The organism is Streptomyces sp. x-19 (assembly GCF_046549115.1).
Classification (GTDB): domain Bacteria; phylum Actinomycetota; class Actinomycetes; order Streptomycetales; family Streptomycetaceae; genus Streptomyces; species Streptomyces albulus_C.
Genome location: NZ_JAJPWK010000026.1, coordinates 20,734 through 40,232 on the forward strand (window position 1 = coordinate 20,734; position 19,499 = coordinate 40,232).

18 protein-coding genes are annotated in these 19,499 nt (G+C 74.7%); 14 read left to right on the top strand and 4 right to left on the bottom strand.

The genetic code is table 11. The features are described 5' to 3' along the window. Positions 1-136 precede the first annotated feature (136 nt). The 9 genes from ACLJT4_RS35235 (at position 137) to ACLJT4_RS35275 (ending at position 9,759) form a co-directional block, all read left to right on the top strand. A complete protein-coding gene (locus ACLJT4_RS35235; RefSeq protein ID WP_411128739.1) occupies positions 137-517 on the top strand; it encodes a hydrogenase maturation nickel metallochaperone HypA in 381 nt (126 codons plus the stop codon). Positions 518-521: 4 nt separating this feature from the next. After that, the gene (hypB, locus tag ACLJT4_RS35240; RefSeq protein ID WP_411128741.1) at positions 522-1,280 is read left to right on the top strand and encodes a hydrogenase nickel incorporation protein HypB; all 759 of its coding nucleotides are present in this window, start codon (positions 522-524) and stop codon (positions 1,278-1,280) included. Then, complete coding sequence (hypF, locus tag ACLJT4_RS35245) at positions 1,277-3,784, top strand: carbamoyltransferase HypF (protein ID WP_411128743.1); 2,508 nt, start codon at positions 1,277-1,279, stop codon at positions 3,782-3,784. The genes hypB and hypF overlap by 4 nt, the downstream gene beginning before the upstream one ends. Positions 3,785-3,827: 43 nt before the next feature. Further along, positions 3,828-4,127: a HypC/HybG/HupF family hydrogenase formation chaperone gene (locus tag ACLJT4_RS35250; protein WP_411128745.1), complete on the top strand. Its 300-nt coding sequence runs from the start codon at positions 3,828-3,830 to the stop codon at positions 4,125-4,127. Next, complete coding sequence (hypD, locus tag ACLJT4_RS35255) at positions 4,124-5,248, top strand: hydrogenase formation protein HypD (RefSeq protein ID WP_411128747.1); 1,125 nt, start codon at positions 4,124-4,126, stop codon at positions 5,246-5,248. The genes ACLJT4_RS35250 and hypD overlap by 4 nt, the downstream gene beginning before the upstream one ends. Continuing rightward, entirely contained in the window at positions 5,241-6,347 is a 1,107-nt protein-coding gene (gene hypE / locus ACLJT4_RS35260; RefSeq protein ID WP_411128749.1) for a hydrogenase expression/formation protein HypE, read from the top strand. Before hypD ends, hypE begins: the two co-directional genes overlap by 8 nt. A 104-nt stretch (positions 6,348-6,451) precedes the next feature. After that, positions 6,452-7,522 (top strand): AraC family transcriptional regulator, encoded by a 1,071-nt coding sequence (locus ACLJT4_RS35265; protein WP_411128751.1) that lies wholly within the window; start codon positions 6,452-6,454, stop codon positions 7,520-7,522. A gap of 83 nt (positions 7,523-7,605) precedes the next feature. Next, positions 7,606-8,775 (top strand): lipase family protein, encoded by a 1,170-nt coding sequence (locus ACLJT4_RS35270; RefSeq protein ID WP_411128753.1) that lies wholly within the window; start codon positions 7,606-7,608, stop codon positions 8,773-8,775. A 225-nt stretch (positions 8,776-9,000) separates the two neighbouring features. Further along, on the top strand, positions 9,001-9,759 hold the full coding sequence (locus ACLJT4_RS35275) for a chitinase (protein ID WP_411128755.1): 759 nt from the start codon (positions 9,001-9,003) through the stop codon (positions 9,757-9,759). Positions 9,760-9,814: 55 nt separating this feature from the next. Here ACLJT4_RS35275 and ACLJT4_RS35280 read toward each other — a convergent pair whose 3' ends face one another. Together ACLJT4_RS35280 and ACLJT4_RS35285 are read right to left on the bottom strand one after the other, a co-directional pair. Continuing rightward, positions 9,815-10,165: a hypothetical protein gene (locus ACLJT4_RS35280; RefSeq protein WP_411128878.1), complete on the bottom strand. Its 351-nt coding sequence runs from the start codon at positions 10,163-10,165 to the stop codon at positions 9,815-9,817. 150 nt (positions 10,166-10,315) lie between these two features. Continuing rightward, the gene (locus ACLJT4_RS35285) at positions 10,316-11,851 is read right to left on the bottom strand and encodes an FAD-dependent monooxygenase (protein ID WP_411128757.1); all 1,536 of its coding nucleotides are present in this window, start codon (positions 11,849-11,851) and stop codon (positions 10,316-10,318) included. Between the two features lie 36 nt (positions 11,852-11,887). Between ACLJT4_RS35285 and ACLJT4_RS35290 the strand changes: the two genes are divergently transcribed. After that, positions 11,888-12,628, top strand: coding sequence for a TetR/AcrR family transcriptional regulator (locus ACLJT4_RS35290; RefSeq protein ID WP_411128759.1), 741 nt, complete (start codon positions 11,888-11,890; stop codon positions 12,626-12,628). 102 nt (positions 12,629-12,730) lie between these two features. Here the strand turns inward: ACLJT4_RS35290 and ACLJT4_RS35295 are convergent, their stop codons facing one another. Further along, a complete protein-coding gene (locus ACLJT4_RS35295; protein ID WP_411128761.1) occupies positions 12,731-14,032 on the bottom strand; it encodes a Dyp-type peroxidase in 1,302 nt (433 codons plus the stop codon). Between the two features lie 190 nt (positions 14,033-14,222). Between ACLJT4_RS35295 and ACLJT4_RS35300 the strand changes: the two genes are divergently transcribed. Further along, positions 14,223-14,456, top strand: coding sequence for an acyl-CoA carboxylase subunit epsilon (locus ACLJT4_RS35300; protein WP_411128763.1), 234 nt, complete (start codon positions 14,223-14,225; stop codon positions 14,454-14,456). Positions 14,457-14,531: 75 nt separating this feature from the next. On the opposite strand, the gene ACLJT4_RS35305 is transcribed toward ACLJT4_RS35300, so the two are convergent. After that, entirely contained in the window at positions 14,532-15,935 is a 1,404-nt protein-coding gene (locus ACLJT4_RS35305) for an MFS transporter (protein WP_411128765.1), read from the bottom strand. Positions 15,936-16,091: 156 nt separating this feature from the next. Between ACLJT4_RS35305 and ACLJT4_RS35310 the strand changes: the two genes are divergently transcribed. From ACLJT4_RS35310 to ACLJT4_RS35320, 3 genes are all read left to right on the top strand, one after another. Further along, positions 16,092-16,826: an ArsR/SmtB family transcription factor gene (locus tag ACLJT4_RS35310; protein WP_411128767.1), complete on the top strand. Its 735-nt coding sequence runs from the start codon at positions 16,092-16,094 to the stop codon at positions 16,824-16,826. Between the two features lie 178 nt (positions 16,827-17,004). Then, the gene (locus ACLJT4_RS35315) at positions 17,005-18,564 is read left to right on the top strand and encodes an APC family permease (protein ID WP_233661094.1); all 1,560 of its coding nucleotides are present in this window, start codon (positions 17,005-17,007) and stop codon (positions 18,562-18,564) included. Positions 18,565-18,624: 60 nt separating this feature from the next. Further along, on the top strand, positions 18,625-19,458 hold the full coding sequence (locus ACLJT4_RS35320) for a PP2C family protein-serine/threonine phosphatase (RefSeq protein ID WP_411128769.1): 834 nt from the start codon (positions 18,625-18,627) through the stop codon (positions 19,456-19,458). The last annotated feature ends 41 nt before the right edge of the window (positions 19,459-19,499 follow it).

Genomic DNA, 19,499 nt, shown 5'->3' on the forward strand with positions numbered 1-19,499 from the left:
CACGGGTGGCGGGTGCGGCTGCACCGAACGGTGTATGCCGCCGCGCCGCCCCGGCGAGGCACCCGGGACGCCCGGGGGTCGCACCGTCTAATGAGGCCAGCGGCAACCGGTCGGCACACCAGAGAGAGACGGGCCGATGCACGAGATGTCCATCGCGCTGGCGGTCATCGACCAGGTGGAGAGTGCGGTACGGCCCGCCGGCGCGAGCGCGGTCAGCCGCGTCCGACTCCAGGTCGGCGAACTGGCCGGCGTGGTCCCCGACGCCCTGGCCTTCTCCTTCCAACTCGCCTGCGAGGGCACGGTCCTGGCCGGCGCCGAGCTGATCACCGAACCGGTCGCGGCCCGCGCCCGCTGCGCCTCCTGCGACCGGACCTGGCCGGCGGGCATGCCGCCGCGCCTGAGTTGCCCCGGGTGCGGCGGGGCGTCCGTGGAGCTGCTGTCCGGCCGCGAACTGCGGATCGCCGACGTCAGCTGGCTGGACGCCCCGGCACCCCCTCCGACGCACGAGGAGCGCTGATCCCATGTGCCGTGTCCTTGACCTGCAGCAGGCCGTGCTCGCCAAGAACGACGCCTGCGCCCACACCCTGCGCGAGGAACTGGCGGCGCGCGGAACCGCGGTCGTCAACCTGCTCTCCAGTCCGGGCAGCGGCAAGACCGCCCTGCTGGAACGCGAACTGACCCTGGCCAGGGAACGCGGGGTGCCGGTCGCGGCGCTCACCGCCGACCTCGCCACCGAGAACGACGCGGTCCGCCTGGCCCGCTCCGGCGTCCCCGTCAAGCAGGTGCTCACCGACGGCCTGTGCCACCTGGAGGCCGAGATGCTCGGCGGGCACCTGGACGGTTGGCTGCCCACCGGCACCCGGCTGCTGTTCGTCGAGAACGTCGGGAACCTGGTCTGTCCCGCCTCCTACGACCTGGGGGAGACGCTGCGGGTGGTGCTCGCGTCGGTGACCGAGGGCGAGGACAAACCGCTCAAGTACCCCACCGCCTTCGGCCTGGCCCACCTGGTGCTGGTCACCAAGACCGACATCGCGACGGCGGTGGAGTTCGACGAGGTGGCGTTCCGCGCCAACGTGGAGCGGGTCAACCCCGGTGCCGAGGTGGTCCGCACCTCGGTCCGCGGCGGCGAGGGCGTCGGAACGCTGCTGGACCGGGCGCTGGCCGCCCGGGACGACGGGCCGGCGCACATCCCGGTGATGACCCGCCAGTCGCACCACGTGCACGACGCCCCCGAGGACCGGATCGGCGACCGCGGCACGGTGGGGTCGAGCCGCTCATGACCGTCGGGCAGCCCGGTGCACGCACCGCTCCACAGGGTCTCGCGCCCTCCCCCGAGGCGTCTCCTCCGCTGCCGCAGGCTGGTGCCGGAAGCGCGGGGCGGGCGCCGAGCGCCGGAGCGTTGCGCACCGTGCGCCCTGTCGAGGTCGACCCGGCCGCCGCCCGCCGTCGGATCACCGTGCGCGGCATCGTCCAGGGCGTCGGATTCCGCCCGTTCGTCCACGGACTCGCGACCGAGCTGGGGTTGAGCGGCCACGTCAGCAACACCGGCGAGGGCGTGGTCACCGAGGTCGAGGGACCACCGGGCGCACTGCACCACTTCGGTACCCGACTACGGGCCGAGGCGCCGCCGTTGGCGGTCGTGGAGGCGGTGGACGGCGAGTACATCGCGGTCACCGGCGGCACCGGCTTCGCCATCCTCCCCTCCCACGCCCACGGCCCCGCCCGCACCCTGGTCGCCCCGGACGCCGCCACCTGCGACGCCTGCCTGGCGGAGCTGACCGACCCGGCCGACCGCCGCTACCGGCACCCCTTCGTCACCTGTACGCACTGCGGTCCCCGCTTCACCATCGTGCGGGCGCTGCCCTACGACCGCGCCCAGACCACCATGGCCGGCTTCCCCATGTGCCCGCGCTGCGCGGCCGAGTACGCCGATCCGGCCGACCGGCGGTTCCACGCCCAGCCCGTCGCCTGCCACGACTGCGGCCCGCGACTGCACCTGCTCGCCGTCGCCCCGGACGCCCCCGGCGGTGCGCCGCGCCCGATGCCAGGCGACCCGGTGGCGGGGGCCCGGCGGCTGCTCGCCGAGGGCGCGATCGTCGCCGTCAAGGGGCTCGGCGGCTACCACCTGGTGTGCGACGCGGGCAACGACCGCACGGTGCGGGAACTGCGGCGCCGCAAGGCGCGCGGCGACAAGCCGTTCGCGTTGATGGCCCGTCACGTCGACGACGTGGCGCAGCTGGTGGAACTCGGGACGGAGGAACGGGCGCTGCTCACCGGGCCGGTGCGGCCGATCGTGCTGGTGCGCCGGCGCGCCGGCGGGCCCGCGCCCGGGGCGCCCGCGGTCGCCGCGGCCGTCGCCCCCGGCTGCCCCGACCTCGGGCTGATGCTGCCCTACACCCCGCTGCACCACTTGCTGTTCGGCCTGCCGGGCGACCCGCCCGGACCCCGGTTGCTGGTGATGACCAGCGGCAATGTGGCCGGCGACCCGCTCGTCATCGACGACGCCGACGCGGTGGTGCGACTGGCGAACCTGGCGGACGCCTGGCTCGGCCACGACCGGGCGATCCAGGTCCCGTGCGACGACTCGGTGGTCCGGATCAGCGACGGCGAACCGCTGTACGTCCGGCGCTCGCGCGGCTGCGCACCGTACCCGGTGCCCCTCCCGGTGCCGGTGCGGCCGGCGCTGGCCACCGGCGGCGACCTCAAGACCGTGCTGTGCCTGGGGGAGGGGCGCCGGGCCTGGCTGTCCGCGCACATCGGCGACATGGACGACCTGGCCACCCAGCTGGCGTTCGAACGGGCCGGCGCGCACCTGGAGACCCTCACCGGGGTCCGGCCGCGGTTGTTCGCCACCGACCTGCACCCCGCCTACCGCACCGGCCAGTGGGCCCGTCGGCACACCGCCGGCCGGCCGCTGGTCCGGGTCCAGCACCACCACGCCCACATCGCCGCGGCGATGGCCGAACACGGGCTGGACGGCCGGCAGCCGGTGATCGGCGTCGCCTTCGACGGCACCGGCTACGGCGACGACGGCGCGATCTGGGGTGGCGAGATCCTGCTCGCCGACTACGCCGGATACCGCCGCTTCGCCCACCTCGACTACGTCCCGCAGCCCGGTGGCGACACCGCCGTCCGTCGCCCCTACCGGATGGCCCTCGCCCACCTGCACGCCGCGGGCCTGCCCTGGACCGCGGAGCTGCCGCCGGTCGTCGCCTGCCCACCGGACGAACTGCGCCTGCTGGAACGTCAGTTGGCGCGCGACCTCAACTGCGCGCCGACGTCCAGCATGGGCCGGCTGTTCGACGCGGTCTCCTCGCTCACCGGGATCTGCCACCACGCCGGCTACGAGGCCCAGGCCGCCGTCGCGCTGGAGGCCGCCGCCCGCACCGCCGGCGACGACCGCGGCCCCGGCTACACCTTCGCGCTGCGCACCGGCGCCGCGTCCGGCGGGGGCGCCGCGCTGGTCGCCGTCCCCGGCCCGGTCCTCGCCGCGGTGGTCGAGGACGTGTCCGCCGGCACCGACCCGGCGCTGGTCGCGGCCCGCTTCCACACCGCGGTCGCCGCACTGGTCCGGCGCTGCTGCGGGCTGGCCAGGGAGCGCACCGGCCTGGCGACCGTGGCACTGACCGGCGGGGTCTTCGGCAACGCGCTGCTGGCCGAGACCGCGGCCCGGATGCTGCGGCAGGACGGCTTCACCGTGCTGCGGCACCGGCTGGTCCCGCCCAACGACGGCGGGCTGGCGCTCGGCCAACTGCTGGTCGCGGCCCGCCGGCGCGGCGCCTGACCCCCACGAACCCGCATCCGCACCCGCACGACGAGGAGGAGCCATGTGCCTGGCGGTGCCCGGCAAGGTGATGGAGATCGAGGAACGGGGCGGCACCCGGATGGCCACCGTCGACTTCGGCGGGGTGGTCAAGGAGGTGTGCCTGGAATACGTGCCGGACCTCGCGGTCGGCGAGTACGCGATCGTCCACGTGGGCTTCGCGCTCCAGCGGCTCGACGAGGAGTCGGCCCGGCGGACCCTGGCCCTGTTCGAGGAACTCGGCCTGCTCCAGGAGGAGTTCGGCGATCCGTGGGAAGCGGCCGCCGGCCAGGACGGACCACAGGCGCAGGAGGCGCGGCAGTGAAGTACCTCGACGAGTTCCAGAACCCGGAGCTGGCCCGGCGACTGCTGGACGACATCCGGGCCACGGTGACCCGCCCGTGGGCGCTGATGGAGGTCTGCGGCGGCCAGACGCACACCATCATCCGACACGGCATCGATCAACTCCTGCCCGAAGAGGTCGAGTTGATCCACGGTCCGGGGTGCCCGGTGTGTGTCACGCCGTTGGCCGTCATCGACAAGGCGCTGGAGATCGCCGCCCGCCCCGACGTGATCTTCTGCTCGTTCGGCGACATGCTCCGGGTGCCGGGCACCGACCGTGACCTGTTCCGGGTGCGCAGCGAGGGCGGCGACGTCCGCGTGGTCTACTCGCCGCTCGACGCCCTGAAGATCGCCCAGCAGAACCCCGAGCGCGAGGTGGTGTTCTTCGGCATCGGCTTCGAAACCACCGCTCCGCCCAACGCCATGACGGTCTATCAGGCCCGCAAACTGGGCATCCGCAACTTCAGCATGCTGGTCTCGCACGTCCGGGTGCCGCCCGCGATCGAGGCGATCATGACCTCGCCCAGCTGCCGGGTCCAGGCGTTCCTGGCCGCCGGACACGTGTGCAGCGTGATGGGCATGGACGAGTACCCGGCGCTGGCCGACCGCTTCCGGGTGCCGATCGTCGTCACCGGCTTCGAACCGCTGGACATCCTGGAGGGCATCCGCCGCACCGTCCGGCAACTGGAGCGGGGCGAGCACACCGTCGACAACGCCTATCCGCGGGCCGTCCGCGCCGACGGCAACCCGGCCGCCCGGGCCATGCTCGCCGACGTCTTCGAGGTCACCGACCGGTCCTGGCGCGGCATCGGCACCATCCCCGCCAGCGGCTGGCGGCTCTCCGAGCGCTACCGCGACTACGACGCCGAACACCGCTTCTCGGTCGAGGGCATCGCCACCCGCGAGCCCGCGGCATGCCACAGCGGCGAGGTCCTGCAAGGGCTGATCAAACCCCACGAGTGCGAGGCGTTCGGCACCACCTGCACCCCGCGCAACCCGCTCGGGGCCACCATGGTCTCCAGCGAGGGCGCCTGCGCCGCCTACTTCCTGTACCGCCGGCTCGGCAGCACGCCGACCCCCTTGGAGGCGACCCCCGTTGTCTGACACCACCCCCCAGGCCCGCACCGCTGCGCCCGGCCCGCGGGACCTGCCCACCGTCGACATCACCGGCTGGACCTGCCCGACGCCGCTGCGCGAGACGCCGCGCGTCGTCATGGGGCACGGCGGGGGCGGGGCGCTCTCCGCCGAGCTCGTCCAGCAGATCTTCGCGCCGGCGTTCGGCGGTGAACTCCTCGCCCAGCTCGGCGACTCCGCGGTGTTCGCGCTCGGCGGGCAGCGGCTGGCGTTCTCCACCGACTCCTACGTCGTACGGCCGTTGTTCTTCCCCGGCGGCAGCATCGGTGACCTCGCGGTCAACGGCACCGTCAACGACCTCGCCATGAGCGGCGCCCGGGCCGCCTACCTCTCCTGCGGCTTCATCCTGGAGGAGGGCGTGGAGATGCCGGTGGTCGCCGGCGTCGCGGACGCGATGGGCGCCGCGGCGCGGGCCGCCGGCGTGGAGGTGGCCACCGGGGACACCAAGGTCGTCGAGGCCGGCCGCGGTGACGGGATCTACCTCAACACCGCCGGCATCGGGGTGGTCCCGGCCGGCGTGGACCTGCGTCCGCAACGGGTGGTGCCCGGGGACGTGGTGATCGTCAGCGGGCCCATCGGCCTGCACGGCGTGGCCATCATGAGCGTCCGCGAGGGCCTGGAGTTCGGCGTCGAGATCGAGAGCGACTGCGCGGCGCTCGGCGGACTCGTCCAGACCATGCTCGCCGTCACCCCCGACCTGCACGTGCTGCGCGACCCCACCCGCGGTGGTCTGGCCGCCGCGCTCAACGAGATCGCCACCGCCTCCGCCACCGGCGTGGTCATCGACGAGCGCGCCGTGCCCGTCCCACCGGCCGTCGCCAACGCCTGCGCGATCCTCGGCCTGGACCCGATGTACGTCGCCAACGAGGGCAAGTTGGTCGCGTTCGTCCCCCGCGAGCACGCCGACGCGGTGCTGGACGCGATGCGCGCCCACCCGCTGGGCGCCGGGGCCGCGGTGATCGGTGAGGCGGTCGCCGCCCACCCCGGCATGGTGGTGGCCCGCACGCCGCTCGGCGGCACGCGGGTGGTCGACCTGCCGCTGGGCGAGCAACTGCCGCGGATCTGCTGAGCCGGATCTCCCGAGCCGGACCTGCCGGGCCCGGGCGGCGGTCGACGGACCGGGGCCGGCCCGCCCGCTGACCTCCGCGCGCACCGCCGCTACGGTGTGCGGACATGAGTCGGTCATCGATCGCGGTGCACCACGTGCGGGCGGCGCTGGGCGGGGCGCGGCGGCTCGGCATCGACACCGCGCCGCTGCTCCAGGCCGCCGGGATCCCGCCGCTGCTGCTCGCCGACGACGGGGCCCGGGTCACCGCGGACCAGTTCACCCGCCTGATCCGGGCCCTGCACCGGGCCACCGACGACGAGTTCCTGGGCCTCGGCCCGGTCCGCAGTCGACGCGGCACCTTCGCCATGATGTGCCAGACCTGTCTGGACTGCCCGGACCTCGGTTCCGCCCTGGACCGGGCCACCCGCTTCTACGGGCTCTTCCCCGGCGGCCCCGACCTGGCCGTGCGGGCCGGCCCGGACGACGGGCTCGCCGTCTTCACCGTCCGCAGCGCGCTGCACCGGCACGACGAGGCCGCCTTCCTCGCCGCCTGCCTGCTGCTCATCTGGCACCGGCTCGCCGGCTGGTTGATCGGCCGCCGCATCCCGCTGCACTGGGTCGGGTTCGCCCATCCGGCGCCGGCCCACGCCGACGAGTACCCCGATCTGTTCGGCTGCCCGGTCCGCTTCGGCGCCCCGCACACCGCGGCCGGTTGGGACGCCCACTGGCTCACCGCACCGGTCGTCCGGGACCGGGCGGCGCTGGCCGCGCTGCTGCGCCGCGCCCCGGCCGACCTGTTGGCCCGCCGTGACTACGGCACCACCGTCGCCGAACAGGTGCGCCGCACCCTCGCCCAGGCGCTGCGGTCCCCGGCGCCGGCCCGGCTGCCGCAGGCCGGTGAGGTCGCGGCCCGGCTCGCGGTCAGCCCGGCGACGCTGCGGCGCCGGCTGCGCGCCGAGGGCACCTCGTACCAGCGGCTCAAGGACGCGGTGCGCCGGGACGCCGCGCTCACCGCGCTGGCCGCCGGGCGGGAGCCGATCGCCGCGGTCGCCGCCCGGATCGGCTTCTCCGAGGACCCCGCCTTCCACCGCGCCTTCCGCCGCTGGACCGGCACCACCCCCGGTGCCTACCGGCTGGCCGGCGCCGGTCCACCCGGCGGCGAACCGCCGACCGCCCCCCGCGGCCAGCAAAGCTGAGCGTTCCGGCCAGCGCCCCGGCACCCGCAGGTCACTACGGTCGGCCCGACCACCCCGGCACACAGGTCAGTTGGGAGAGCCGCATGCACCTCCGCGCCACCGCACTGGGCACCGCCGCCGCGCTGGCCCTGTCGCTCGGCACCGCAGGTTCCGCCGTCGCGGACCCGCCGCGGGCCGCGGCCGACCGGCCCGGCGACGTCGTGACGTCCACCCCCACCGCGTTCCACCCGCTGCCCGGCCAGCCGACCCGGACCCGATCCTGGCACCTCACGTACCGCTCGACCAGCGCCAAGGGCACACCCAACACCGTCTCCGGCACCGTCATCGTGCCCGACGACGGCCGCACCGGGCCCCGCCCACTGGTGACCTACGCGGTCGGCACGGTCGGCCTCGCCGACTCCTGCGCCCCCTCGGCCGGATTCCCCACCGGCACCACCATGGAGGCCAACCTCATCCAGCAACTCACCGCCCGTGGCTGGGCGGTCGCCGTCACCGACTACGAGGGGCTGGGCACCCCCGGCGAGCACACCTACACCGTCGGGCGCGCCGAGGGGCAGGCCGTGCTGGACGCCGCCCGGGCCGCCGAGCGGCTGCCCGAGGCGGCCGCCGCCGGCGTCACCGCGGACTCCCCGGTCGGCATCATGGGCTACTCCCAGGGCGGGCAGGCCAGTAGCTGGGCCGCCGAACTCCATCGGAGCTACGCGCCCGAACTCCGCGTCAAGGGCACCGCGACCGGCGGCGTCCCGGCCGACCTGCGCGAGGTGGCGGCCGCCAACGACGGGGGCATCGGCGCCGGCCTGATCCTGATGGCCGCCATCGGCCAGAACGCGGCCTTCCCCGAACTGCACCTGGACACGTACCTCAACGACCGGGGCCGGCGCGCCGTCGCCTTCCTGCGCGACCACTGCGTGGCGATCGACGTCGCCGCCGAACTCTTCCGGAAGGTCTCCGACGTCACCGTCACCAACCCGCTGGAGCGACCGGACTGGCAGGCGCGGCTGCGGGAGTCCACGCTCGGTACCCGGACGCCGGACGCGCCCGTGTACCTGTACCACGGAACCGCCGACGAGCTGATCCCGTACGCCGTCGGCGCCCGGCTGCGCGCCGAGTGGTGCGCCAGGGGCGCCCGCGTCCGGTGGACCTCGATCCCGCTCGGCGAGCACGTGCTCGGCGCGATCGTGGGCGCGGCGCCGGCCGCCGACTGGCTCGCCGACCGCTTCGCGGGACGGCCGGCACCCGACAACTGCACGTGACGTAACGGTAGTTGCCCAGACGGCACCGACTGATCCCCGGATTGGTATGGACATGCTCACATGTCCGCTCGTAGGGTGACCTGGTCTAGACCGCCGACCCCGTCAGTCGCTACGGCCGGCGGCTGCCGACGGCACGTCAACACGCACCTCTCGTACGGAACTTCCCCCCACCGCGGCCCCCGGACCCTCCGCCGGAGCCCGGCGCCGCACGAAGGAGTCACCGCCATGAGAACTCGCCTCGCCGCCCTGTTGAGCGCCACCACCATGGCCGTGGGCCTCGCCCTCGTCGTACCGGCTTCGCCCGCGGCGGCCACGGCGGACTGCCCGTCCTGCACGGCCCCGGCCGGCGCCGCCACGCGGGCGGAGGGATTCGTCGTCAGCGAGGCCCAGTTCAACCAGATGTTCCCGAACCGGAATCCCTTCTACACCTACGCCGGTCTGACCGCCGCACTGAGCGCGTACCCGGAGTTCGCGAACACCGGGAGCGACACGGTCAAGCGCCAGGAGGCCGCGGCCTTCCTGGCCAACGTCGGCCACGAGACCGGCGGTCTGGTCTACGTGGTGGAGCAGAACACCGGCAACTACCCGCACTACTGCGACGCCACCCAGCCCTACGGCTGCCCGGCCGGTCAGGCCGCCTACTATGGACGCGGGCCGATGCAGCTCAGCTGGAACTTCAACTACAAGGCCGCGGGCGACGCGTTGGGGATCGACCTGCTGAACAACCCCTACCTGGTGGAGCAGGATCCGGCCGTCGCCTGGAAGACCGCGCTGTGGTACTGGAACACCCAGAAGGGCCCGGGCACCATGACCCCGCACCAGGCCATGGTCAGCGGCGCCGGCTTCGGGGAGACCATCCGCAGCATCAACGGCTCCCTGGAGTGCAACGGCGGAAACCCCGCCCAGGTACAGAACCGGATCGACAACTACAAGAACTTCGTGCAGATCCTCGGCACCACGCCGGGGGACAAGCTGAGTTGCTGACCGGGGGCCGTCGCCGGCGCGGAACCCATGCCGGCGACGGCCGGGCCCCGGTCACTCAGTGGCCGAATCGGAAGTGGTGGTGCTTGGGCGGTTTGGTCGTGGTGCCGCCCGACGCCTCGGGCACTTCGTCGGCCGTGCCGCGCGCCGCGGTGGCCGCCCGGGCGTCGCGGACGACCGCGCGCCGCCGGTGCGCCCGCGCCATACCGGCCGTGATCATGGCCAGCGCGAGGCCCAGGATCAAGGTGAGCGCGATCCCGGCCAGGAAGATCGCGAGGCTGTTCATGGTGGTGATCCGGTTGCCGAACACCGCCACGGTGTAATCCGGTCCGCCGGAGAGGTTGTCGGCGATCAGCACGCCGATGAACGCCCCGGTCGCAGCAAGGAGAAGCAGTCCCAGTAGCAGCATGGTGGCCACCTTTCTGTGACGTCCACAACCTCCACTGTGGCACCGCACGGGCCCTGCCGTCTCGGTCGTCGAGGCCGGTACCGCGTGCTGGTCGGCCCGATCGCCACGCACCGCGCTGACCTGCACAGTCGTCCCGGGCATCGCCCCGCGCTACGCCCCGGCGGGCTCCGGCGCGGCGTGCCGACCGCTCAGCAGCCCGAGGAACGCGGCGGTGGCCGCGGCGGCGTCGGTGCCCCGCCACGCGACGACGTGATCCGGCCGGATCAGCAGCAACTCCCCGGCGGGCAGGAAGTCCACGTCGTGGCGGTGCACCGCGAGGCCGCTCGGCCCCGGCGCGGCGATCGGCGTCCCCGTCCCGGTCAGCAGGGCCCAGCCGGGCCCGGCGAGGTCGATCGTCGACCGGGTGCGGTCCCGGTCGAGCCAGCGGTGCGGGATGCGGGTCCCGACCCGGCCGGCCGGCTCGAACGCGGTGACCGGTTCCGGGTCGTCGAGCCCCTCCGGACCGTGGACGAGGGCCCCCTCGGCGTACTGGAAACCGCCCGCGGCCAGCACGAACGGATGGGCGAGTGTGGGGTCGGGGGCGGTCGCCAGCGGGCGCAGGCCCTGGGTGCGGCGGCTGGACTGGTCGGCCGCGAACCAGCCGGCCGGCCGTCGCTCCGCGTCGTAACTGTCCAGGAGTGCCGGGGCCGCCCGGCCGCGCAGGACCGCGGCGAGCTTCCAGCCCAGGTTGTGGGCGTCGGCGATGCCGGTGTTGGCGCCGCTGGCGGCGAACGGCGGCATGACGTGCGCGGAGTCGCCGGCCAGATGGACCCGACCGCGGGAGTAGCGGTCGGCGACGAGCATTTCGGCCCGCCACGGCAGGACGCTGCGGACGTCGAGGTCCGGGGCCGCGACGCCGAGGGCGGTGCGCAGCACGGCGGGCCAGTCCCGGTCGGTGGAGTCGCCGGGCCCCATGAACACCCAGCGGCGGCGGCCGTCGACCGAGGCCAGCGCGCCGGGGGCGTCGGGGTGCTCGATCTGGCAGAGGTTGAACTCCCGGCCGTCGACGACCGCGCCGAGGTCCGCGTGGAAGTAGACGTTCACGTTCGGGTCGCCGAGGGGGCCGTGGCCCGAGCGGCCGATGCCGAGCGCCTCGCGCACGGGGCTGCGGGCGCCGTCGGCGGCGACCACGTGGCGGGCCCGCAGCCGGGACCGCTCCCCGCTGCCGCGGTCGAGGAGTTCGGCGACCACCTCGTCCGCGTCCTGCGCGAAGGCGACGAGTTCGGTGCCGAAGCGCACCGTGGCCCCGGCCGCGACCGCGGCGTCGCGCAACACCGGCTCCAACGCGTCCTGGGCTATCAGGCAGGTCTCCTCCGGGCTGACGTCGACGATGGCGCCGCCCGTACCGGAAGGGCGCCACGGCGGCAGCAGTTCCGCCTCGACCAGGGTCCGCCCCGCGGCCATGCGGTCGTGGCCGGCGAGGTCCCGGGCCGCCCGGTGGACCAGGCCGGCCAGTCCGAGCTCGCGGAAGACCTCCATGCTGCGCACGTGGAAGCGGCGGGCCTTGGGTTGCGGCGAGGTGGTCGACCGCTTCTCCACCACGGTCACCGCCACGCCGTGATGGCGCAGCACCAATGCCGAGGTGAGCCCCACCAGTCCGCCGCCCACCACGAGCGCTTCCGTCGCGTGTGTACGTTGTCCACTCATGGTGGACAACGTACACCACGTTAGAGTGACCGGACCATGACTCCTTCTGAACGCCGGACCGCTCCCGGTGGGCTGGTGTGGTTCGACGAGCCCGCACCCCCGCGCGCCACCGAGCAGCTCAGCCGCGCGCGCATCGTGGCCGCCGCGCTGGAACTCGCCGACGAGCAGGTGCCCGGCGAGATCACCATGCGGGCGCTCGCCGCGCGCCTGGGCGTGCGCAGCCCGATGGCCCTGTACCGCTACGTCGGCAGCAAGGACGGCCTGGTCGACCTCATGACCGACGAGGTCTACGGCCAGATGACGGTGGAGCAGGGCCAGGGCTGGCGGGACGCGCTGCGCGGGCTCGGCCGCACCAGTTGGGACGCGGTGCAGCGGCATCCGTGGTTCGCGCGCCTGGCCTTCAGCCGTCCCCCCATGGGGCCCAACGCCCTCCGCCTCTACGACGCGGCGCTGGCCGAGCTCGAACCGCTCGGACTCGACGCGGCGACCCGCATGAGGTTCGTCTCGACGGTGCTCGGCCACGTCCTCGGCTCCGGGCTCGCCCTGTTGGAGGAGCGGACCATGCGGGCCCGGGTCGGCTTCCGCTCCGACAGCGACCTGGACGCCGCCGCGGCCCCCTATCTCGCGCGCATCGCGGCCGAGGGCCGGCACCCCCACTTCAGCAGGTGGGCCGCCGACCCCCAACGCCTCGCCCCGGAAGAGCAGTCCTTCGAGCAGGTCCTGGAATGGCTCCTCGACGGACTGACCACCCTCGTCCCGCCGGAGCCCCCGGCCTGACGCCCCCGCCCGACGGCGTCCGGCCGGCGGCACGCCGCGCCGGACCCGACGGCCGAGCCCGAGGCCCCGGCGCGCCCCGCCGATGGCCTCGGGCCCGCTCGCCTAGTGGGTGTCCCGCATCAGCCGGGAGCCGAACCAGTCCTTCTCGTCCCGCACGCCGGGCAGGGCGAAGAAGTAGCCGCCGCCCTCCGGGGTGATGAAGCGGGCCAGCGGTTCGTGCCGCAGCCGGTGCTGGACGGTGGCGAACTGCCGCTGCACGTTCTGCTGGTAACCGCAGAAGACCAGCCCGAGGTCCATCCGGCCGCGCCGGTCGTAGCCCTGGTCGTAGTTATAACTCCGGCGCAGGAAACGGGACTTGTCGGTGTGCCGGGTGCGGGGATTGGCGAGCCGGATGTGCGCGTCGAGCGGGATGACCCGGCCCTCGGGGTCGTCGCGGTAGTCCGGCGGGTCGTCCTCCTTGACGCGTCCCAGGGGCGCGCCGCTGGCCTTGTGCCGGCCGAAGACCTTCTCCTGGCGGTCCACCGGCTCGTGGTCCCAGGACTCGGAGTGGAACCGGATCAGCCGCAGCACCTGGTAGCTGCCGCCCTCGGCCCAGTCCGGTTCCCCGCACGGCGGCGTCACCCAGATCAGCTGGTCCATCTCGGCCCGCGAGGCGGTGTCGGGATTGACGATGCCGTCCTTGAAGCCGAGGAAGTTGCGCGGCGACCCCGAGGGCCGGGACGGGTTCATGAACGCGTCCATCCGCCACCGCGGCCGGATCATGCCGTGCGTGGCCCGGCCCAGGTCGCGCAGCACGTGCACGATCGCGTCCGGGTGCTCGGCGCAGACCTGGAGCGAGAGGTCGCCGTGGCAGCGCGCCGGGTCCAGCCGGTCGTTGGGGAACGCCGGCATCGCCTTCAGGTGCCGCGGCTTGTGGCCGGCCAGCCCGAACCGGTCGTCGAAGAGGGACGCGCCCAGGCCGACCGTGACGGTCAGCGAGTCCGGGGTCTGCGGTTCCGAGGCCGTCCGCTCGTCCTTCGGCTTCACCCCGGCGGTCAGCACCCGGCACCGCTCGGTGAGCGCCTTGAACAGCCGGGTCAGGCCCACCCGGTCCTGGACCAGCACGTCGAACGCGGCGAAGCCGGAGAACAACTGCTGCGGGGTGAGGATGCCGGCCTGGCGGCGTCCGTGGAACGGCACCCGGTCCGGGGGCAGCGTCCGGCCGTCCGAGGCCCGCTCCGGCGCGGGGCCGCCCGCCGCCGCGTCGCCCGCCGACCGGCCCGCCGGCACGGCCACCGCCGCCGGGCAGCCGCCCAGTCCGGCGCCGGCCGCCACCCCCGCGACCCCCGCCGCGTACTTCAGGAACCCCCGGCGCCCGTCGTCCTGTGCCTGGTCCCGGTCGTCGCCGGTCCGCTCACGTCTCATCGCCCAACCATCCCCACTGCGGCCTGTGCCGCCGGTGTGCGTGTCCGAGCCGCGATCCTCGCCGCCGGCCCCGCGCGGTCCGGGAACAACACGGCCGGGCCCACCGAAATCACGCTTGGGGTGGCCGCCCGGCCGCCGAACGGCGCAGGCCGCCGCGCCGCCGCCGGCACCCGCTCCTAGCGTCGGCCGTGTGACTCGCCCGACCGAGGACCTCGCCGAACCGCCGCTGCGCATCGTCCGGGGCTGTGCCGAGCCCGAGGAACTGGCCGCGCTGATGGTCGTCGTGTACGGCCGGCTGGCCCAGGCCCGCGCGCTCGCCGACGGCCACCTCAAGGAGCCACCCGACAGCGGGCTCACCGACCTCCAGTTGCGCAACCACCGGGCGCGCTCCTCCTGCTGGGCGGGCTGCTGGACCTGCGCGTGACCGCCTGACGCGGACGCGGGTGCGCCGGCGCGCAGGACGGGCACGCGGCAGGCCGGTCGGTGCGTCCGGTGCGGGCTACGCGACGGGATCCGGCCGCGGGCCCGCGCCGGGCACCCGGCGCGCCGCGAGGAGGGCCGCGGCCAGGAATCCGGTGGCGCCGGCGACCGCGGCGCCGTGCAGCCCCGGCACCAGTCCACCGGTCGTCAGCGTGCCGAACACCGCCACGCCGAGGACGCTGCCCAGCTGGCGGGCGGCGTTGAACACCGCGGCCGCCGCGCCGCCGCGCTCACCGGGGACGGACTCCATCACCGCCGCCGTGGCGGCCGGCACGGCCAGCGCGGTGCCGAAGCCGGCCGCGGCCATCGGGGCGACCAGCACCGCGTAGGGGGTGCCGGGACCCGCGCACAGCCAGCCGGCCAGCCCCGCCGCCCCGATCACCAGGCCCGCGACCATCGGCGGCCGGGGCCCGCTCCGGGCCGTCAGGCGCCCGGCCCATGCGGAGCCGACCGCCACCAGGCCGACGGCCGGCAGCAGCGCGAAGCCGGTGCGCAGCGCGCTGTAGTGGTGGACCTGCTGGAAGTAGAGCGGGGCCAGGAACAGTAGCCCGTAGAAGCCGGCGTTGAGCAGGACGCCGACGACCGCGGAGGCGGTGAAGGCCCGGCTGCGGAAGAGGACGAGCGGCAGCATCGGGGCGGGCGCGCGCCGCTCCAGCAGCACGAACGCGGCCAGGCCCAGGAGCGCGACGACGAACACGCCGAGGACGACGGCCCGCGGTCGGCCCGGGGCCCCGGCCTCGATGCAGCCGGCGGCCAGCGCGGCCACGCACACCGCCGCGGCGGTCTGGGCCGGGACGTCGAGGCCGCGGCGGGTCGGGGTGGTGGGGGAGCGCGGTATCTGACGTAGCGTCAATACAACGGCGACCAGGGCGGCGGGCAGGTTCACCAGGAACACCGCGCGCCAGCCGAACGAGGCGACCAGCACCCCGCCGAGCACCGGCCCGGCGCCGGCGGCCAGGCCGGCGACCGCGCCCCAGAGCCCGAACGCGCGGGCGCGGTCGGCCGGTTCTGGGTACGCGGCCCGCAGCAGCGTCAGCGACGCCGGCACCAGCAGCGCCGCGCCGACGCCCTGCACGAGCCGGGCGGCGACCAGAACCGGGATCGACGCCGCGAGCGCACACCCGGCCGAGGCCGCCGCGAACACCACCAGTCCGGTGAGGAACACCGGTCGTCCGCCGCGCCGGTCGGCCAGCCCGCCGCAGAAGAGCAGCAGCCCCGCGAAGACCAGGGTGTAGCCGTCCACCGCCCATTGCAGACCGGTCATCCCGGCGCCCAGCGCGCGCCCCAGGTCCGGCAGCGCCACGGTGACCACGGTGACGTCCAGGATCACCAGGAAGTACCCCAGGCACACCGCCACCAAGGGCAACGGCGAGGCGCGGCCGGTGCGCGCCGGGGCGGATGCGGAGGCGTTGATCGTCGACATGCGGTCAGTGTCGGGTCCGGTCGTTGCGGTGCCGGGCGAAACGTCCTCGCCGTGGCAGGCACCGTGGTGCGGGGCGATGGCGGGCGCGCGGCGGCCGCGCAGGAGCGCGAGGACGTTTCGCTGGTCGGCGAACCGTGTGCGTCGTACGGTCGTGGCATGGACGCCCGGACGGAGCCCGAAACCCGCACCGAGACCGACGTGGCCGCGGTCGCCGCGGCGATCGGCGACCCCTCCCGCGCCAAGGTGCTGCTCGCCCTCGCCGGAGGCGGTGCGCTGCCCGCCAGCGCCCTGGCCGCCGAGGCCGGGGTGAGCAACTCCACCATCAGCGCCCACCTGGCCCGGCTCCGCGAGGCCCGACTGCTCACCGTCGAACACGACGGCCGGCACCGCTACTACCGGCTCGCCACGCCCGACGTGGCCCGCGCCCTGGAGCAGCTCGCGCTGATCGCCCGGCCGCTGCCGGTGCGCTCCTTGAACGCCGACACGCGTGCCAAGGCACTGCTGCGCGCGCGTCTCTGCTACGACCACCTGGCGGGCCGCCTCGGCGTCGCCCTGATGGACGCGCTGCTGGCCGGCGCCCTCCTCCGCGCGGAGCGCACCGACCCCTCCCGGGTCTCCTACCTGCTGACCCCGTCCGGCCGCCGCGAACTGGACGCCCTCGGCGTGGACCTCGCGGGGCTGCCGCGCCGCCGCTCCGCGGTCCGCTACTGCGTCGACTGGGGCGAGCGCCGCCACCACCTCGCCGGCGCGCTGGGCGGCGCGGTCACCGCCCGGCTGTTCGCCCTGGACTGGCTGCGCAACGGCCGCTACCGACGGGTCGTCCGGCTCACCGACGCCGGCCGCGACGGCCTGACGAGGAGCTTCGGCGTCGCCCCCGAGCGGCTCCGCTGACTCCGGGCCGGCACGCTTCACGTTGCTGCAACAAACGGCCTCCTGCTGGCGCGAACATGTCGAGTAGGGTCCTGACCAGCGCAGACGGTCGGTGGAGGAGCTTTTTGTGACGGAACGTCAGGTATCGGGTGGGTCCGCCCAGGGCACCGGGCCCGAAGTGCGGGCGCAGGAGCGCCGGTTGCGACGCGACCTGGGGTTCTGGGGACTGACCGGGATCGGCTTCTCCAACATCGTCGGCTCCGGCTGGCTGTTCGCCGCGATGTACGCGGCACAGACCGCCGGCCCGGCCGCGCTGCTCTCCTGGATCGGTGCGGGCCTGCTGTGCGGGCTGGTCGCCCTGGTCATGATCGAACTGGGCGCCTCCCGACCCGAGGGCGGCGGCACCGTCCGGTGGCCGCTGTTCGCCAACGGACGGCTGGTCGGCACGCTCGTCGGCTGGTCGGTGCTGCTCTCCGTGGGCGGCACCGCCGCCGAGATCAGCGCCATCATGCAGTACACCGCGCACTACCTCCCCGGCCTCTACAACGGCCACACCCTCACCCTCGCCGGACTGGCGCTGGCCTGCGGGCTGACCGTGCTGCTGACCGCGCTGAACTGGTTCGCGGTCCGGCTGTTCGCCCGGCTCAACACCCTGGTCTCGATCTTCAAGATCGCGGTGCCGATCGCCACCGTCCTCGCCCTGGTCGCCTCCGGCTGGCACTCCGGCCGGCTCACCGACCACGGCGGCTTCGCCCCGTACGGCTACGTCGCCTGCCTGACCGCGCTGGCCGGCGGCGGCATCGTCTACTCCGTCAACGGCTTCCAGGCGCCGTTGGACTTCTCCGGCGAGACCCGCAACCCGCGCCGCACCCTGCCGTGGGCCGTCCTGGCGGGCATCGGTCTCGCCCTGCTGATGTACCTGGCGCTCCAGGTCGCCTACCTGTTCACCGTCCCCGAGCACCTCCTCGGCGGCGGTTGGCAGGGCGTCTCCTTCGACTCGCCCTTCGGCCAACTGGCCCTGATCCTCAACCTGCACTGGCTCTCCACGCTGCTCTACGCCGACGCGGTGCTCTCGCCCGGCGGCTCGGCCTACGTCGGGGTGGCGATCGACGCCCGGCACACCTACGCGCTGGCCAAGAACGGCACCATCCCCCGCTACTTCATGAAGGTCGACGAGGGCTCCGGCATGCCGCGCCGGGCGCTGGTGATCAACCTCGTCGTGATCGTGCTGTTCCTGCTGCCGTTCGGCGGCTGGCAGGACATCGTCAGCGTCATGGGCGACATGTACCTGCTGATCTACGCGGCCTCCGCGGTCGCCGTGGCGGTCTTCCGCACCGAGGCCGGCGGCGGCACCGCCGGCTGGGTGCCGGGACTGCGCTGGATCGCCCCGCTGAGCTTCGTGGTGGCCAGCGAGTTCGTCTACTGGTCGGGCTGGCAGCACCTCCGCCTGGCGCTGCCGATGGTCCTGGCCGGCCTGCTGCTCTTCGTGGGGATGCGGCGGCCCGGCGCCCGCGCCACGGTCGACGACGGCGCAGGGCCCCGGCGCCCGCTCGCGGCCGAACTCCGCACCGGCGCGTGGCTGGTGGTCTACCTCCTCGCCCTCACCGCACTGTCCTGGCTGGGCACCTTCAAGGGCTCCGGGCACCTGCCCGCCCCGTACGACTCGCTGACCGTCGCCGCCGTCGCGCTGGCGGTCTTCTTCTGGGCGGTGCGGTCCGGCGTCGGCCAGCTGACCGCCGCCCGACAGACCGCCGCCTGAGCTCCACGGGCCGCCCGCGGCCGCCAAGCGGATGCCGCACCCCCGAAATATGATGGGGCCATGCTTCGGCGTCGTCCCCCGCGGTCGGCGAGCGCCGACGATCTGCTCAGTACGCTGGGGCGGCTGACCGCCCAGGCGCGGGAAGGCGCCGAGTTCCAACGGGCCAGGGTGGAGCTGGCCGAGGTCCTGCAGCGCGAGATGCTGCCGGGCGCCCTCCCGGAGCTGCCCGGTCTGCGCACCGCCGCCACCTACGCCCCCGCCCGGCACGGCCTCGCCGTCGGGGGCGACTGGTACGACGGGTTCGCGCTGCCGGACGGATCGTTGGCCTTCTCCGTCGGTGACGTGCAGGGCCACGACGTCGAGGCCGCCGCGTTCATGGGACAGATCCGGATCGGCCTGCGGGCCGTCGCCGCCTACGCCGCCGACCCCGGCGAGGTGCTCAGCCGCGCCAACGACCTGCTCCTGTCCATCGACTGCGAACTCTTCGCGACCTGCACCTTCGTCCGCTTCGATCCGGCGACCTGGGAGCTGAGCAGCGCCCGGGCCGGGCACGTCCCCGGCGTCTGGGCGACCACCGACCGGCGCTGGGGCCTGGTCGAGGACCCCGGCGGCATCCCGCTGGGAGTGCTGCCCGGGCAGCGCTACCCGGTCACCCGCCGGCGGCTCACCGCGGCGGGTGCGTTCGTGCTGTTCACCGACGGGGTGATCGAGGGGCCGAAGTTCCCCATCGAGGCCGGGCTGGCGCAGGTGGCCCGGCTGGTCCGGGGCAAGGCGGGGGCCGATCCCGCCGAGGTCGCCGCCGCGGTGATGTGCGTCGCCGAGCTCACCGGCCACACCGACGACGCCGCGGTGATCGTGCTGCGCCACGACGCGGCGCGGCACGGGGCCGGGTGAAGCGCGGACCGCGCGCGCGTGTCGCGTCCGGTGCCCGGCCA

Excerpts from the sequence above, each read along its gene's own strand:
- ACLJT4_RS35235 (WP_411128739.1), top strand. The coding sequence starts at position 137 with ATGCACGAGATGTCCATCGCGCTGGCGGTCATCGACCAGGTGGAGAGT.
- hypB (WP_411128741.1), top strand. The coding sequence starts at position 522 with ATGTGCCGTGTCCTTGACCTGCAGCAGGCCGTGCTCGCCAAGAACGAC.
- hypF (WP_411128743.1), top strand. The coding sequence starts at position 1,277 with ATGACCGTCGGGCAGCCCGGTGCACGCACCGCTCCACAGGGTCTCGCG.
- ACLJT4_RS35250 (WP_411128745.1), top strand. The coding sequence starts at position 3,828 with ATGTGCCTGGCGGTGCCCGGCAAGGTGATGGAGATCGAGGAACGGGGC.
- ACLJT4_RS35265 (WP_411128751.1), top strand. The coding sequence starts at position 6,452 with ATGAGTCGGTCATCGATCGCGGTGCACCACGTGCGGGCGGCGCTGGGC.
- ACLJT4_RS35270 (WP_411128753.1), top strand. The coding sequence starts at position 7,606 with ATGCACCTCCGCGCCACCGCACTGGGCACCGCCGCCGCGCTGGCCCTG.
- ACLJT4_RS35275 (WP_411128755.1), top strand. The coding sequence starts at position 9,001 with ATGAGAACTCGCCTCGCCGCCCTGTTGAGCGCCACCACCATGGCCGTG.
- ACLJT4_RS35280 (WP_411128878.1), bottom strand. The coding sequence starts at position 10,165 with ATGCTGCTACTGGGACTGCTTCTCCTTGCTGCGACCGGGGCGTTCATC.
- ACLJT4_RS35285 (WP_411128757.1), bottom strand. The coding sequence starts at position 11,851 with ATGAGTGGACAACGTACACACGCGACGGAAGCGCTCGTGGTGGGCGGC.
- ACLJT4_RS35290 (WP_411128759.1), top strand. The coding sequence starts at position 11,888 with ATGACTCCTTCTGAACGCCGGACCGCTCCCGGTGGGCTGGTGTGGTTC.
- ACLJT4_RS35295 (WP_411128761.1), bottom strand. The coding sequence starts at position 14,032 with ATGAGACGTGAGCGGACCGGCGACGACCGGGACCAGGCACAGGACGAC.
- ACLJT4_RS35305 (WP_411128765.1), bottom strand. The coding sequence starts at position 15,935 with ATGTCGACGATCAACGCCTCCGCATCCGCCCCGGCGCGCACCGGCCGC.
- ACLJT4_RS35310 (WP_411128767.1), top strand. The coding sequence starts at position 16,092 with ATGGACGCCCGGACGGAGCCCGAAACCCGCACCGAGACCGACGTGGCC.
- ACLJT4_RS35320 (WP_411128769.1), top strand. The coding sequence starts at position 18,625 with ATGCTTCGGCGTCGTCCCCCGCGGTCGGCGAGCGCCGACGATCTGCTC.